Raw genomic sequence first — 13,224 nt, 5'->3', positions numbered from 1 at the left:
AGCCATGGCTGATCCGGCGACCTACCGCCCCGCGACCGGCACGATCCCCACGAGGCCGGGGGTCTACCGGTTCCGGGACGAGCACGGCCGCGTCATCTACGTCGGCAAGGCGAAGAACCTCCGTCAGCGCCTGGTGAACTACTTCCAGGACCTCGCCGTCCTGCACGAGCGCACCCGGCGCATGGTCACCACCGCCGCGAGCGTCGAGTGGACCGTGGTGGGCACCGAGGTCGAGGCGCTCACCCTCGAGTACACGTGGATCAAGGAGTTCGATCCGCGGTTCAACGTCAAGTTCCGCGACGACAAGTCCTACCCCTATCTCGTGATCACGATGGGGGAGAAGGTGCCGCGGGTGCACATCACCCGTCGGCCGCGCGCCAAGGGCGACCGCACCTTCGGGCCCTACCCGCAGGTCGGCGCGATCCGCGAGACCCTCGACCTGATGCTGCGGGTGTTCCCGATCCGCTCCTGCACCGCCGGGGTGTACCGGCGGGCCGAGCGGTCCGGACGGCCCTGCCTGCTCGGCTTCATCGGCAAGTGCGCGGCGCCCTGCGTCGGCGACATCTCCGAGGACGAGCACCGGCGGCTCGCCGAGCAGTTCGCGGACTTCATGGCCGGGAACACCTCGAAGTACACCCGTCGCATCGAGCAGCGGATGAGGGCCGCGGCCGCGGCGATGGACTACGAGACCGCCGCGAGCCTGCGCGACGATCTCCAGGCGCTCGAGAAGGTGATGGAGAAGAACTCCGTGGTCCTCTCCGACGCGACCGACGCCGACCTGATCGGCCTCGCCCAGGACGAGCTCGAGGCGTCCGTGCAGGTCTTCCACGTGCGCGGCGGGCGGATCCGCGGCCAGCGCGGCTGGACCGCGGAGATCCTCGACGAGTCGACCGCGCCGGACCTGGTCGAGCGCGCCCTGACCACCCTGTACACCGAGGGGAGCGCCCCGAAGGAGGTGCTCGTCCCGATCCTGCCCACCAACCTCGGCCAGGTGCGCGAGCTGATGGGCCGCACCGTCGACCTGCGCGTCCCGCAGCGCGGCGAGAAGAAGGACCTGCTGATCACCGTCGGCGAGAACGCGACCGAGGCGCTGCGCCTGCACCGCCTGAAGCGCACCGGCGACCTCACCGCGCGCACCAAGGCGCTCGAGGACCTGGGGGAGGCGCTCGACCTCGCCGAGCCGCCGCTGCGGATCGAGTGCTTCGACATCTCCCACTCCCAGGGCACCAACGTCGTCGGCTCGCAGGTGGTGTTCGAGGACGGGCTGCCTAAGAAGAGCGAGTACCGCCGCTACTCGGTCACCGGCGCCGCCGCTCGCGACGACACCGCCTCCATGCACGACGTGATCACGCGCCGGCTGAAGCACCACCTCGACCCGCCCGAGCCGACGGAGGACGAGGAGACCGGCCGTTTCAAGCGCTTCGCGTACCCGCCCTCGCTGATCCTCGTCGACGGCGGCCCGCCCCAGGTCGCCGCCGCGCAGCGCGCCTTCGACGAGCTCGGCATCACCGACATCGCCCTGGCCGGGATCGCCAAGCGGCTCGAGGAGATCTGGCTGCCGGGGGAGGAGTACCCCGTCATCCTGCCCCGCACCTCCGAGGCTCTGTTCCTGGTGCAGCGCCTGCGCGACGAGGCGCACCGCTTCGCCATCACCTACCACCGCTCCAAGCGGGGCCGGGCCATGCAGGCCAGCGCCCTGGACGGCATCCCCGGCCTCGGCCCGGCCCGGCGGCGCGCCCTGCTGGACCGGTTCGTGACGGTCTCGGCGATCCGCGAGGCGAGCGAGGAACAGCTCACGGAGGTCGACGGGATCGGTCCCGCGTTGGCCGCGCAGATCACCGCCGCGCTAACATCCGAGCAGGGAACCGCCTCGGACGCCGACACTGCGGACGACGCCCTCGGCGTCACCGTCGACATGGCGACCGGCGAGATCCTCGAGGGCTGAGCGCGAGGCCCGTCCACCCCGATCCGGAAGGAGCACCCGTGACCGAGGAGTCCATCCCGAGCCCGACCACGGACACCCGAGGCGACGTGGTCATCATCACCGGGCTCGCCGGGGCCGGACGGGAGACTGCCGCCCACGCCCTGGAGGACATGGGCTGGTACGTGGTCTACAACATCGCCCCGCAGCTGATCGGCACGCTCTACGAGCTGCAGGCCTCCGCCGTCGGCCGCGAGAACCGCTTCGCGGTCGTGGTCGACCCGCGCTCCGGCCCCTTCTTCACCGAGCTCGGCGAGGTCGTCGACGAGCTGCGCAAGGCCGATCTGCGCCTGCGCCTGCTCTTCCTCACGGCCGACGAGTCCACCCTCGTGCGGCGCTTCGACTCGGTGCGTCGCCCCCACCCGCTGCAGGGCGAGGAGGGCGTGCTCGAGGGCATCCGCCGCGAGCGCGAGATGCTCGCCCGCTACCGGCGCACCGCCGACCTCGTCATCGACACCTCGCCGCTGAACGTGCACGAGCTGACGATGAAGATGCGCTCGCTCTTCGGCACCGGCGAGGAGCAGCGCCTGACCGTGACGATGCTGTCCTTCGGCTTCAAGTACGGGATCCCGCTGGAGGCCGACCACGTCAGCGACGTGCGCTTCATCCCCAACCCGTACTGGGTGCCGGAGCTGCGTCCCAAGCGGGGCACCGACGCCGACGTCGCCGAGTTCGTGCTCGGCGACGCGAACGCCGCCGAGTTCGTCGAGCGGTACATCGAGATGATCACCCCGGTGCTGCGCGGCTACAGCACCGAGAACAAGCACTTCACCACCCTCGCGATCGGCTGCACGGGCGGCAAGCACCGCTCCGTCGCGGTCTCGGAGCGGATCGGCGACGAGCTGCGCACCGCCGGGCACGCGGTGCGGATCCGCCACCGGGATCTGGGGCGGGAATGAGCATCGCCTCCCGCAGCCGACGTCTCCGGCTCCGCGGCGCCGACCGCTCCGCGAGCGCCCAGCGGGGCGGCCGCGGCGCCCCGCAGCGGCCCGTGCGCGTGGTCGCCCTCGGCGGCGGCCACGGCCTCGCCGCGAACCTCCGCGCCCTGCGCCTGCTCACCGACGACATCACCGCCGTGGTCACCGTCGCCGACAACGGCGGCTCCTCGGGCCGGATCCGCACCGAGATGCCCGTGCTGCCCCCTGGGGACCTGCGGATGGCGCTCGCGGCCCTGTGCGAGGACTCCGAATGGGGGTCCATCTGGGGCGACGTGATCCAGCACCGCTTCGCCACCGACGGCGAGCTCGACGGCCACGCGCTCGGGAACCTGATGATCGTCGCGCTGTGGCAGATCCTCGAGGACCCCGTCGAGGGCCTGGACCAGATGGCCGAGCTGCTCGGCGCGCGCGGACGCGTGCTGCCGATGGCGCTGGACCCGCTGGACATCGAGGCGCGAGTGGTCGGCGCCGACGGCAGCGCCCGCACCGTCTCGGGCCAGTACCAGGTCGCGACCGCGGAGGGCCGCGTCGAGGACGTGCGCCTGATCCCGCCGCGGCCCCGCGTCCCCATCGACGTGCTCGAGGCGATCGCGCGCGCGGACTGGATCATCCTCGGCCCCGGCTCCTGGTACACCTCGGTGCTGCCGCATCTGATGATCCCCGAGATCGCCGAGGCGATCGCGACGAGCCCGGCGCGGAAGGGGATCATCACGAACCTCTCCGTCGGCGCGCAGGAGGCCGAGGGGATGACGAGCCTGGACATGCTGGACGTGCTGCTCGCCCGCGCGGGGGACTGCCGCTTCGACGCCCTCGTCGCCGACCCGACCACTCTGGAGGACGTCCTCGAGCTCGCCGAGGCGGCGCAGCAGAGAGGGCTGCGCACCCTGCTGCGCCAGGTCAGCGTCGGCGACGGGACGCCGCGGCACGACCCGGTGCGCCTGGCCGCCGCGTACCGTGATCTGTTCGACGACGCCTACGGGGATGTGGAGCACGGCGACGACCGCTCCGCGTCGCGCCGGAAGCGACCCCACCGCACCACGAGGGGCACGGACCCCCGCACCGAGGAGGACACGCATGGCGCTGACGGGTGACGCGAAGGAGGAGCTCAGCCACCTCGAGGTGACCCGGCCCTCCGCCCGCAAGGCCGAGGCGGCTGCGATGCTGCGCTTCGCCGGGGGCCTGCACCTGGTCGCGGGGCGCGTAGTGGTCGAGGCGGAGCTGGACTCGGCGGCGGTCGCGCGGCGTCTGCACGGCATCATCGCCGACATGTACGGCCACCGCGCCGAGCTCGCGGTGCTGGCCCCCTCCGGGATCCGCCGCACCACCCGCTACCTGGTGCGGGTGGAGCGCGAGGGCGGGATGCTGGCCCGCCAGGCCGGACTCCTGGACGCGCGCGGCCGTCCAGTGCGCGGGATGCCGCCCTTCGTCGTCGGCGGGGCGCTGGTGGACGCGGAGGCCGCGTGGCGCGGGGCGTTCCTCGCCCGCGGCACCCTCACCGAGCCGGGCCGCTCCTCGGCCCTGGAGCTGTCCTGCCCCGGCCCCGAGGTGGCGCTGGCGATGGTCGGCGCGGCCCGGCGGCTCGGCGTCGCCTCGAAGGCCCGGGAGGCGCGGGGCGCGGACCGGGTGGTGCTGCGCGACGGCGACGCGATCTCCGCCCTGCTGTCCCGGATGGGCGCCCACGAGACGGTGCGCACCTGGGAGCAGCGCCGCACCACCCGCGAGGTGAAGGCGACCGCGCACCGGCTCGCGAACTTCGACGACGCGAACCTGCGCCGCTCCGCGCGGGCCGCAGTCGCCGCGGGCCAGCGCGTCCAGCGCGCGCTGGAGATCCTCGGCGAGGACGTGCCCGAGCACCTGCAGGCCGCCGGTCGCCTCCGTCTGGAGCACCGCCAGGCGAGCCTCGAGGAGCTCGGCCGACTCGCCGATCCGCCGCTCACGAAGGACGCCGTCGCCGGTCGGATCCGACGCCTGCTCGCCACCGCGGACAAGCGCGCGGAGGAGCTCGGCATCCCCGGGACCGACCACGGAGTGGACGAGGACCATCTTCCTTCGTCCCCTGATGCCGGTCGTTGATAGGATCGTCACGGTCGTCGGTCACACGCCGGCGTCGCCCGAGCGTACGAGGGCGTGCGCGCCATGTCAGTACTCGAACGTCGCGGACTCACCGCGACACTAGGAGGAACCCTTGACCGTCAAGGTTGGTATCAACGGATTCGGCCGCATCGGCCGCAACTTCCTGCGCGCCGCTCTCGAGCAGCAGGCGGACATCCAGATCGTCGGTGTGAACGACCTCACCGACAACGCCACGCTCGCGAACCTCATCAAGTACGACTCGATCGGCGGGGTGCTTCCCTACGACGTCTCGCACGACGAGGACTCGATCACCGTCGGCGACAACACCTTCAAGGCGTACGCCGAGCGCGATCCGAAGAACATCCCGTGGGGGGAGATCGGCGCGGACGTCGTCATCGAGTCCACCGGCATCTTCACCGACGCCGAGAAGGCCAAGGCCCACATCGAGGCCGGCGCCAAGAAGGTCATCATCTCCGCTCCGGCGAAGAACGAGGACGCGACCTTCGTGATCGGCGTGAACGAGGGCGACTACGACCCCGCGAAGCACGACATCATCTCCAACGCCTCCTGCACCACCAACAGCCTCGCTCCGGTGGCGAAGGTGCTGAACGACGAGTTCGGCATCGTCAAGGGCCTGATGACCACGATCCACGCCTACACCTCGGACCAGGTGCTGCAGGACGGCCCGCACAAGGACCCGCGCCGTGCACGCGCCGCCGCCCTGAACATCGTCCCGACCACCACCGGTGCGGCCAAGGCCGTGGCGCTGGTGCTCCCCGAGCTCAAGGGAAAGCTCGACGGCTACTCGCTGCGCGTGCCGGTCCCCACCGGCTCGATCACCGACCTCACCTTCGAGGCTTCCCGCGAGGTCACGATCGAGGAGATCAACGCCGCGATCAAGAAGGCCGCCGAGGGCCCGCTCAAGGGCGTCCTGCGCTACACCGAGGACCCGATCGTCTCCAAGGACATCGAGGGCGACCCGCACTCCTCGATCTTCGACGCGCAGCTCACCAAGGTGAACGGCAACCAGGTCAAGATCTTCTCCTGGTACGACAACGAGTGGGGCTTCTCCAACCGCCTCGTCGAGCTCTCGCAGCTGGTCGGCAAGTCCCTCTGATCCTCGCGTCGTCCCGCTGACGACCGGGACAGCCCCGGAGCCCGCCGGTCGCCACCCCGAGGGGTCGGCGTCCGGCGGGCTCCGCTCGTCCCCCGTCCCGACGGGCCGCTCCGGCGTCCCGCGGTCGAACACCTGAAGGAGCACCACAGTGCTGAAGACCATCGATTCGCTCGGAGAGCTGCGCGGTAAGCGCGTGCTCGTCCGCGCCGATCTGAACGTGCCGCTGGACGGCACCACGATCACCGACGACGGCCGCATCCGCGCCGCGCTGCCCACCCTCACCCGGCTCGTCGAGGCCGGTGCCCGGGTCGCGGTGATCTCCCACCTCGGCCGCCCCAAGGGCGAGCCCGAGGAGAAGTACTCCCTCCGCCCGGTCGTGGGCCGCCTCGGCGAGCTGCTCGGCCAGGAGGTCGCCTTCGCGACCGACACCGTCGGCCCCTCCGCCCAGGAGACCGTCGCCGCGCTCGGCGACGGCCAGGTCGCCGTGCTCGAGAACCTGCGCTTCAACGCGGGCGAGACCGCGAAGACCGACGAGGAGCGGCTCGCCTTCGCCCGCGAGCTCGCCGCCCTCGGCGACGCCTTCGTCTCCGACGGCTTCGGCGTCGTCCACCGCAAGCAGGCCTCCGTGTACGAGCTCGCCACCCTGCTCCCCGCCGCCGCGGGCGAGCTGGTGCTGCGCGAGGTCGACTCCCTGCGCAAGGTCACCGACGAGCCCGAGCGCCCCTTCGTGGTCGTCCTCGGCGGCGCGAAGATCGCCGACAAGCTCGGCGTGATCGACGCGTTGCTCGGCAGGGCCGACCGCATCCTCATCGGCGGCGGCATGGCGTACACCTTCCAGAAGGCGCTCGGCCACGAGGTCGGCCTGTCGCTGCTGGACGAGTCGAAGATCGACGTGGTGCGCGAGTACATGGAGCGCGCGAAGGCGAACGGCGTCGAGCTGGTCCTGCCCGTCGACACCGTCGTGGCGCCGGAGTTCTCCGCCGACGCGCCCGCCACCGTGGTGGGCGTCGACGGGATCCCCGCGGACCAGGAGGGCATGGACATCGGCCCCGAGACCGCGAAGCTCTTCGGCGAGAAGATCGCCGATGCGGCGACCGTGTTCTGGAACGGCCCGATGGGCGTGTTCGAGTTCCCGGCCTTCGCCGAGGGCACGAAGGCCGTCGCCGAGAAGCTCGGCGCGGCCTCCGGCTACACCGTGGTCGGCGGCGGAGACTCCGCCGCGGCGGTGCGCAACCTGGGCTTCGACGAGACGCTCTTCTCCCACATCTCCACCGGCGGCGGTGCCAGCCTCGAGCTCATCGAGGGCAAGGACCTGCCCGGAATCTCCATCCTCGAGGAGGACCAGAAGTGACCACCCGCACCCCGCTCATGGCGGGCAACTGGAAGATGAACCTCGACTGGAAGCAGGGCCTCGCCCTGGTCGAGGAGCTCGGCGAGCAGCTCAAGGAGGTCGACACCACCAAGGTCGAGACCGTCGTGCTGCCTCCCTTCGTGGACCTGCGCACCGTGCAGGTCGCGGTCGACGCCGGCAAGCTCCCGATCGCCTACGGCTCCCAGGACATCTCCGCGCACGAGTCCGGCGCATACACCGGCGAGGTCTCCGGCGCGATGCTCTCGGCGCTGGGCTGCACCTACGCCGCGGTCGGCCACTCCGAGCGCCGCCAGTACCACGGCGAGACCGAGGAGGTCACGAACGCCAAGGTGAAGGCAGCCTTCGCCGCGGGCCTCGTGCCGATCCTCTGCGTCGGCGAGCCGCTCGAGGAGCGCAAGGCCGGCAAGCACGTCGAGTACACCCTCGCGCAGCTCGAGGGCGGCATCGAGGGCATCACCGCCGAGCAGGCCGCGAAGATCGTCATCGCCTACGAGCCCGTCTGGGCGATCGGCACCGGCGAGGTCGCGACCCCGGACGACGCGCAGGAGGTGTGCTCCGCGATCCGGGAGGCGCTGCGCGCGATGCACGGCGACACGGTCGCCGACGCGGTCCGCGTCCTGTACGGCGGGAGCGTGAAGTCCGCGAACGTGGGCGAGCTCATGCAGCGCGCCGACGTCGACGGGGCCCTCGTCGGCGGCGCCTCGCTGAAGGCCGAGGAGTTCGCCAAGATCGCCGGATTCCAGGGTTGAGCCGAGCGGAGGGCTGAAGGTAAGCCTCCCCACGCGGGCCGGGTCCTCGACGGACCCGGCCCGTGCCGTATGCTGGATCGGTCCGTCCGTCTCCGTGGAAGGGTGATCCCCTCGTGGACCTGTCCCTGCTGAAGCTCGTCCTCCAGATCCTCCTGGCGGTGTTCGGGCTGCTGACGATCCTGCTGGTGCTCCTGCACAAGGGGCGCGGCGGCGGCCTGTCGGACATGTTCGGCGGCGGCGTCTCCTCCTCCGCGAGCGCCTCGGGCGTCGCCGAGCGGAACCTGAACCGCCTCACGGTGACCGTCGCCGTCCTCTGGGGCGCGAGCGCCGTCGGCCTCGGCATCATCGAGACGATGCTCTGACACCCTCGTGCGGCGACCGCCGCACCTCTGCTCTGCGAACGGGCCGTCCCCTCGGGGACGGCCCGTTCTGCGTCGCCGGACCTCGGGGCCCCGATAGCCCGAAGGGCCGGTCACCTCGCGGTGACCGGCCCTTCGGGCGTCCTGCGTGCTCCCGGACGAGCCGGGGCTCAGCGGGCGCTGCGCCCGGCGGCCGCCTCGTCGAGCACCCAGGTGGTGGACTCGAGGCCGCGCACCGCCGAGGCGGGCACCTCCCACGGGTCCACGCCGTCGCGCGCGGTGCGCACCGCCTCGGCCTTCTCCGCGCCGGCCACGAGCAGCGCCACGTGGCGGGCCGAGTTCAGCACCGGCCAGGTCAGCGAGATCCGCTGCGAGGGCGGCTTCGGGGAGCCGGTCACCGCGACGGCGCTGCCGAGCACCTTCTCCTGGGCGGGGTGCTGCGGGAACAGCGAGGCGATGTGACCGTCGGGGCCGACCCCGAGCAGCAGCACGTCGAAGAACGCCTGCCCGCGGGTGCGGAAGGGCTCGTCGCCGCCCGTCTGGTCCAGCTGCTGCCCGTACCAGGCGGCGGCGTCCTCGAGGGACATGCCGTCGGCGGGGGAGGGCATGACATGGACGTTGCGGGCAGGGAGCCCGTGCTCCTCGCGCAGCACGTCCAGCAGCGAGGCACGCACGCCCACCTCGTTGCGCTCCTCGGAGTCCGGCTCGACGAACCGCTCGTCGCCCCACCACAGGTGCAGGCGGGCGGCGTCCACGCCGGCCTCCTCCAGCGCGGCCGGCAGGGCCGCGGCGGTGAGGGTGCCGACGGTGCCGCCGGTGAGCACCAGGTGCGCGACGGGGCGCTTCTCGAGCGCGGCGGCGAGCTGCTCCGCGGTGGCCGTGGCGGCGGCCTGCGCGACCGCCTCCGCATCGGCGACCACGACGTCCTGCGGGGCGGGCTTGCCGCTCGCGAAGGTCGCCGTGTCGGAGATTCCGGAGAAGGCGGCGCCGAGCACCTCGCCGTAGACCTCGTCGGGGTCCAGGCGGCGCAGCTCCTCGGTGACGAGCTCCGCGAGGGTGCGGCGGGGCATCGTCACGTGCTGGCCGGAGTCGTCGCCCGGCAGCTTCATGACGATCGAGTCGTCGCTGACGCGGGTGAGCTCGATCGTGCCGTCCTCGCGCACCAGCCGCACGCCGTGCACCCCGGCGAAGTCGGGATCGTCCGAGGGCGGCGGGAGGATCGACGCCTCGACGCCGAGGGTGTGCTGCAGCCAGCTCGCCATCAGCAGCACCGAGGGGTTGCCCTCGGTGCCGAGGACCTCGACGGAGCTGGGCACGGAGACCGGCGGCACCTCGTAGGCGCTCGCGACCAGGCCGCGCCAGCGGGTCAGCCGCGCCCAGGCGAAGTCCGAGTCGCCGCTGGCGTAGCCGCGGCGCAGGCGCTTCAGCGTCCCCAGCGGGTCCGCGCAGGCGGCGGAGTCGGTGATGCGGCGCTGCGACATGGAGCCGAGCACGTCGTGGACGGGGGAGGACGGAGCGTTCTCCGGCCACCAGGTCACGATCGGCGCATCCGGCAGCAGCAGCGCCATCACCAGCGTGTCCAGCGACCACAGCACGTCGCCGCGGGCGTGGAGGATCACGATCTCGCCGGCGCCGGCGTCACGGCCCACGCGGATCTCGGCGTCGAGCCCGGAGGTCTCCGCCTCGGGATCGGCGTCGACCACGAGCACCCGAGCGGGATGCTCGTGGCTCGCGGCGATCGCCGCCTCCAGCGGCTCCTCGATCTCGCCGGTGGCGATGATGATGAGCGTGAGGACCCGGCCGATGGTGTTCTCGCCGAAGGTCTCCCGCATCTCGGTCATGGTCTTGTCGACCGCCGACGCGGTGGTGTCGGTCAGGGTGGTGATCACGGTCGCCTCCAGGTGCGCCCGTCACGGGCGAGCATGTCGTGTGCGGTGTCGGGACCCCAGGAGCCCGGCCGGTAGGGCGCGGGGTCGAGGTTCTCGGCCCAGAACTCGGTGATGGGGTCGAGGATCTTCCAGGAGAGCTCGACCTCCTTCTGCCGCGGGAACAGCGGCGGGTCGCCGAGCAGCATGTCCAGGATCAGCCGCTCGTACGCCTCGGGGGACTCCTCGGTGAAGTTCATGCCGTAGGCGAAGTCCATCGTCACGTCCCGCACCTCCATCTGGGTGCCGGGGACCTTCGAGCCGAAGCGCATGGTCACGCCCTCGTCCGGCTGGACGCGGATGACGATCGCGTTCTGGCCCAGGTCCGCGGTGTCCGTGGAGTGGAAGGGCAGGAAGGGCGCACGCTTGAACACGACCGCGATCTCGGTGACGCGGCGTCCCAGGCGCTTGCCGGCGCGCAGGTAGAAGGGCACCCCGGCCCAGCGGCGGGTCGCGATGTCCAGGCGCATCGCGGCGAAGGTCTCGGTGGTGGAGTCGGCGGGGATGCCGTCCTCCTCGAGATAGGGGCGCACCTCCTCGCCGCCCTGCCAGCCGCCGACGTACTGGCCGCGCGCGGTGTGCGCGGCGAGGTCCTCCGGCAGCTCGACGGCGGCGAGGACCTTCTCCTTCTCCGCGCGCAGGTCGCTGGCGCGGAAGGTGACCGGCTCCTCCATCGCGGTGAGCGCGAGGAGCTGCAGGAGGTGGTTCTGGATGACGTCGCGGGCGGTGCCGATGCCGTCGTAGTAGCCGGCGCGCGAGCCGATGCCGATGTCCTCGGCCATCGTGATCTGCACGTGGTCGACGTAGCCGGAGTTCCAGATCGGCTCGAACATCTGGTTCGCGAAGCGCAGCGCGAGGATGTTCTGGACCGTCTCCTTGCCCAGGTAGTGGTCGATGCGGAAGACGTCCTCGGGACGGAACGCCTTCTCCACCACGTCGTTGAGCTCGCGCGCGGAGGCGAGGTCGTGGCCGAAGGGCTTCTCGATGACGACGCGGCGCCAGGAGCCGTCCTGCGGGGTGTTCAGGCCCGACTCGGCCAGCTGCCCGCACACCTGCGGGAAGGCGTCCGGGGGGATCGAGAGGTAGAAGGCGTGGTTGCCGCCGGTGCCGCGCGTGCGGTCCAGCTCGCCGACGACCTCGGTGAGGCGCTCGAAGGCGGCCTTGTCGTCGAAGGTGCCGGTGACGAAGCGGAGGCCGCCGCGCAGCTGCTCGAAGACGCTCTCGTCGAAGCCGGTGCGGGAGTGCTCGGAGACGGACTTCTTCACGTACTCGGCGAAGTCGTCGTCGGACCACTCGCGGCGGCCGTAGCCGACCAGGCCGAAGCTCGGCGGGAGGAGACCGCGGTGGGTGAGGTCGTAGATCGCCGGCAGCAGCTTCTTGCGGGCGAGGTCGCCGGTGACGCCGAACATCACCATGGAGCTGGGCCCGGCGATCAGCGGCAGCCGTCGGTCACGGGGATCGCGCAGCGGGTTCGGCGCACCGGCTGCTGCGGAGGGAGCGGGGGAGTCGGTCACGATGGTCCTTTCTCGGACACGGACGGCGGGAGCACGGGACCGCACCGCGGCGGACCCGTGCTCACCGGGAGGGATCAGGCGCGGGCGGCCTCGACGGACGCCGAGACGGTCTCGAGCAGCTCGTTCCAGGCCTTCTCGAACTTCTCCACGCCCTCGCGCTCGAGCACCGCGAACACGTCGGCCAGATCCACCCCGGCCTCGGCCACGCGCTCGAGTGCGGCCTCGCCGGCGGCGGCGGTCTCGGCGGACAGCGCGGCCTTGGGCTCGGAGTGGTCGGCGGCGGCCTCGAGGGTCTTCTCCGGCATCGTGTTCACGGTCGGGTCGGCGACCAGGTTGTCCACGTAGAGGGTGTCGGAGTAGTCGGGGTTCTTCACGCCGGTCGACGCCCACAGGGCGCGCTGCACGTTCGCGCCCTTGTCGGCGAGGGCCGTGAAGCGCTCGGAGCCGAAGGCGGTGAGGTACACGCCGAAGGCGGCCTGGGCGTTGGCGACGCCGGCCTGGCCCTTGAGGGAGACGGCGTCGCCGCCGAGGGCGTCCAGGCGCGCGTCGATCTCGGTGTCCACGCGGGAGACGAAGAAGGAGGCGACCGAGTGGATGGTCGAGAGGTCCTTGTCGGCCTCCGCGGCCTTCTCCAGGCCGGCGAGGTAGGCGTCGATGACGGCCTCGTAGCGCTCGACGGAGAAGATCAGGGTGACGTTGACGCTGATGCCGGCGGCGATCACGGCGGTGATCGCGGGCAGGCCCGCCTCGGTCGCGGGGATCTTGATCATCACGTTCTCGCGGCCGACGACCTCGAAGAGGTGCTCGGCCTGCGCGATGGTCTTCTCGGTCTCGTGCGCGAGGCGGGGATCGACCTCGATGCTGACGCGGCCGTCGAAGCCCTTGGAGGAGGCGTAGGTGTCGGCGAGCAGGTCGGCGGCGTTCCGGACGTCATCGGTGGTGAGCACCTCGATGACCTGGTCGACGTCCTTGCCCTCGCCGGCGAGGCGGGCGATGTCGGCGTCGTACTCGTCGGAGCCGGAGATCGCGGCCTGGAAGATCGAGGGGTTCGTGGTCACGCCCACGACGTTGCGGGTGGCGAGCAGCTCTGCGAGGTTGCCCGTCTGCAGGCGCTTGCGCGAGAGGTCGTCGAGCCAGATGGAGACTCCGGCATCGGAGAGGGCCTGGGTGGAGGGGTTCTGGGTCATGACGTTCCT

11 protein-coding genes are annotated in these 13,224 nt (G+C 71.7%); 8 read left to right on the top strand and 3 right to left on the bottom strand.

Features of this window, described 5'->3' with window-relative positions; translation table 11 throughout:
* Positions 1-4: 4 nt before the first annotated feature.
* The 8 genes from uvrC (at position 5) to secG (ending at position 8,592) form a co-directional block, all read left to right on the top strand.
* The gene (gene uvrC, locus Y09_RS01235) at positions 5-1,945 is read left to right on the top strand and encodes an excinuclease ABC subunit UvrC (protein ID WP_053915832.1); all 1,941 of its coding nucleotides are present in this window, start codon (positions 5-7) and stop codon (positions 1,943-1,945) included.
* 38 nt (positions 1,946-1,983) lie between these two features.
* Positions 1,984-2,880: an RNase adapter RapZ gene (gene rapZ / locus Y09_RS01230; protein ID WP_053915831.1), complete on the top strand. Its 897-nt coding sequence runs from the start codon at positions 1,984-1,986 to the stop codon at positions 2,878-2,880.
* Positions 2,877-4,010 carry a uridine diphosphate-N-acetylglucosamine-binding protein YvcK gene (yvcK, locus tag Y09_RS01225; protein ID WP_053915830.1) on the top strand — a complete coding sequence of 378 codons (1,134 nt, stop codon included), beginning with the start codon at positions 2,877-2,879 and terminating at the stop codon, positions 4,008-4,010. The genes rapZ and yvcK overlap by 4 nt, the downstream gene beginning before the upstream one ends.
* Positions 3,994-4,992 carry a DNA-binding protein WhiA gene (gene whiA / locus Y09_RS01220; protein WP_053915829.1) on the top strand — a complete coding sequence of 333 codons (999 nt, stop codon included), beginning with the start codon at positions 3,994-3,996 and terminating at the stop codon, positions 4,990-4,992. Before yvcK ends, whiA begins: the two co-directional genes overlap by 17 nt.
* Positions 4,993-5,104: 112 nt before the next feature.
* Positions 5,105-6,109: a type I glyceraldehyde-3-phosphate dehydrogenase gene (gap, locus tag Y09_RS01215; protein WP_010551492.1), complete on the top strand. Its 1,005-nt coding sequence runs from the start codon at positions 5,105-5,107 to the stop codon at positions 6,107-6,109.
* 151 nt (positions 6,110-6,260) lie between these two features.
* Complete coding sequence (gene pgk / locus Y09_RS01210) at positions 6,261-7,460, top strand: phosphoglycerate kinase (protein ID WP_053915885.1); 1,200 nt, start codon at positions 6,261-6,263, stop codon at positions 7,458-7,460.
* Positions 7,457-8,230 (top strand): triose-phosphate isomerase, encoded by a 774-nt coding sequence (gene tpiA / locus Y09_RS01205; protein WP_053915828.1) that lies wholly within the window; start codon positions 7,457-7,459, stop codon positions 8,228-8,230. Before pgk ends, tpiA begins: the two co-directional genes overlap by 4 nt.
* 119 nt (positions 8,231-8,349) lie before the next feature.
* Entirely contained in the window at positions 8,350-8,592 is a 243-nt protein-coding gene (secG, locus tag Y09_RS01200; RefSeq protein WP_029360751.1) for a preprotein translocase subunit SecG, read from the top strand.
* A 167-nt stretch (positions 8,593-8,759) separates the two neighbouring features.
* Here secG and pgl read toward each other — a convergent pair whose 3' ends face one another.
* The 3 genes from pgl to tal all read right to left on the bottom strand — a co-directional run bounded on the left by pgl (position 8,760) and on the right by tal (position 13,215).
* The gene (gene pgl, locus Y09_RS01195; protein ID WP_053915827.1) at positions 8,760-10,478 is read right to left on the bottom strand and encodes a 6-phosphogluconolactonase; all 1,719 of its coding nucleotides are present in this window, start codon (positions 10,476-10,478) and stop codon (positions 8,760-8,762) included.
* Positions 10,475-12,028, bottom strand: a complete 1,554-nt coding sequence (gene zwf / locus Y09_RS01190) for a glucose-6-phosphate dehydrogenase (protein WP_010551497.1) — start codon at positions 12,026-12,028, stop codon at positions 10,475-10,477. Before zwf ends, pgl begins: the two co-directional genes overlap by 4 nt.
* Before the next feature lie 74 nt (positions 12,029-12,102).
* Positions 12,103-13,215 (bottom strand): transaldolase, encoded by a 1,113-nt coding sequence (gene tal, locus Y09_RS01185; protein WP_053915826.1) that lies wholly within the window; start codon positions 13,213-13,215, stop codon positions 12,103-12,105.
* Between the last annotated feature and the right edge of the window lie 9 nt (positions 13,216-13,224).

Origin of the sequence: Brachybacterium sp. SW0106-09 (genome assembly GCF_001293905.1) — a bacterium.
Lineage (GTDB): Bacteria > Actinomycetota > Actinomycetes > Actinomycetales > Dermabacteraceae > Brachybacterium > Brachybacterium conglomeratum.
This window is presented reverse-complemented; position numbering and strand designations above follow the sequence as displayed.

Coding starts and splice junctions, on each gene's coding strand:
- uvrC (WP_053915832.1), top strand. CDS start 5: ATGGCTGATCCGGCGACCTACCGCCCCGCGACCGGCACGATCCCCACG.
- yvcK (WP_053915830.1), top strand. CDS start 2,877: ATGAGCATCGCCTCCCGCAGCCGACGTCTCCGGCTCCGCGGCGCCGAC.
- whiA (WP_053915829.1), top strand. CDS start 3,994: ATGGCGCTGACGGGTGACGCGAAGGAGGAGCTCAGCCACCTCGAGGTG.
- tal (WP_053915826.1), bottom strand. CDS start 13,215: ATGACCCAGAACCCCTCCACCCAGGCCCTCTCCGATGCCGGAGTCTCC.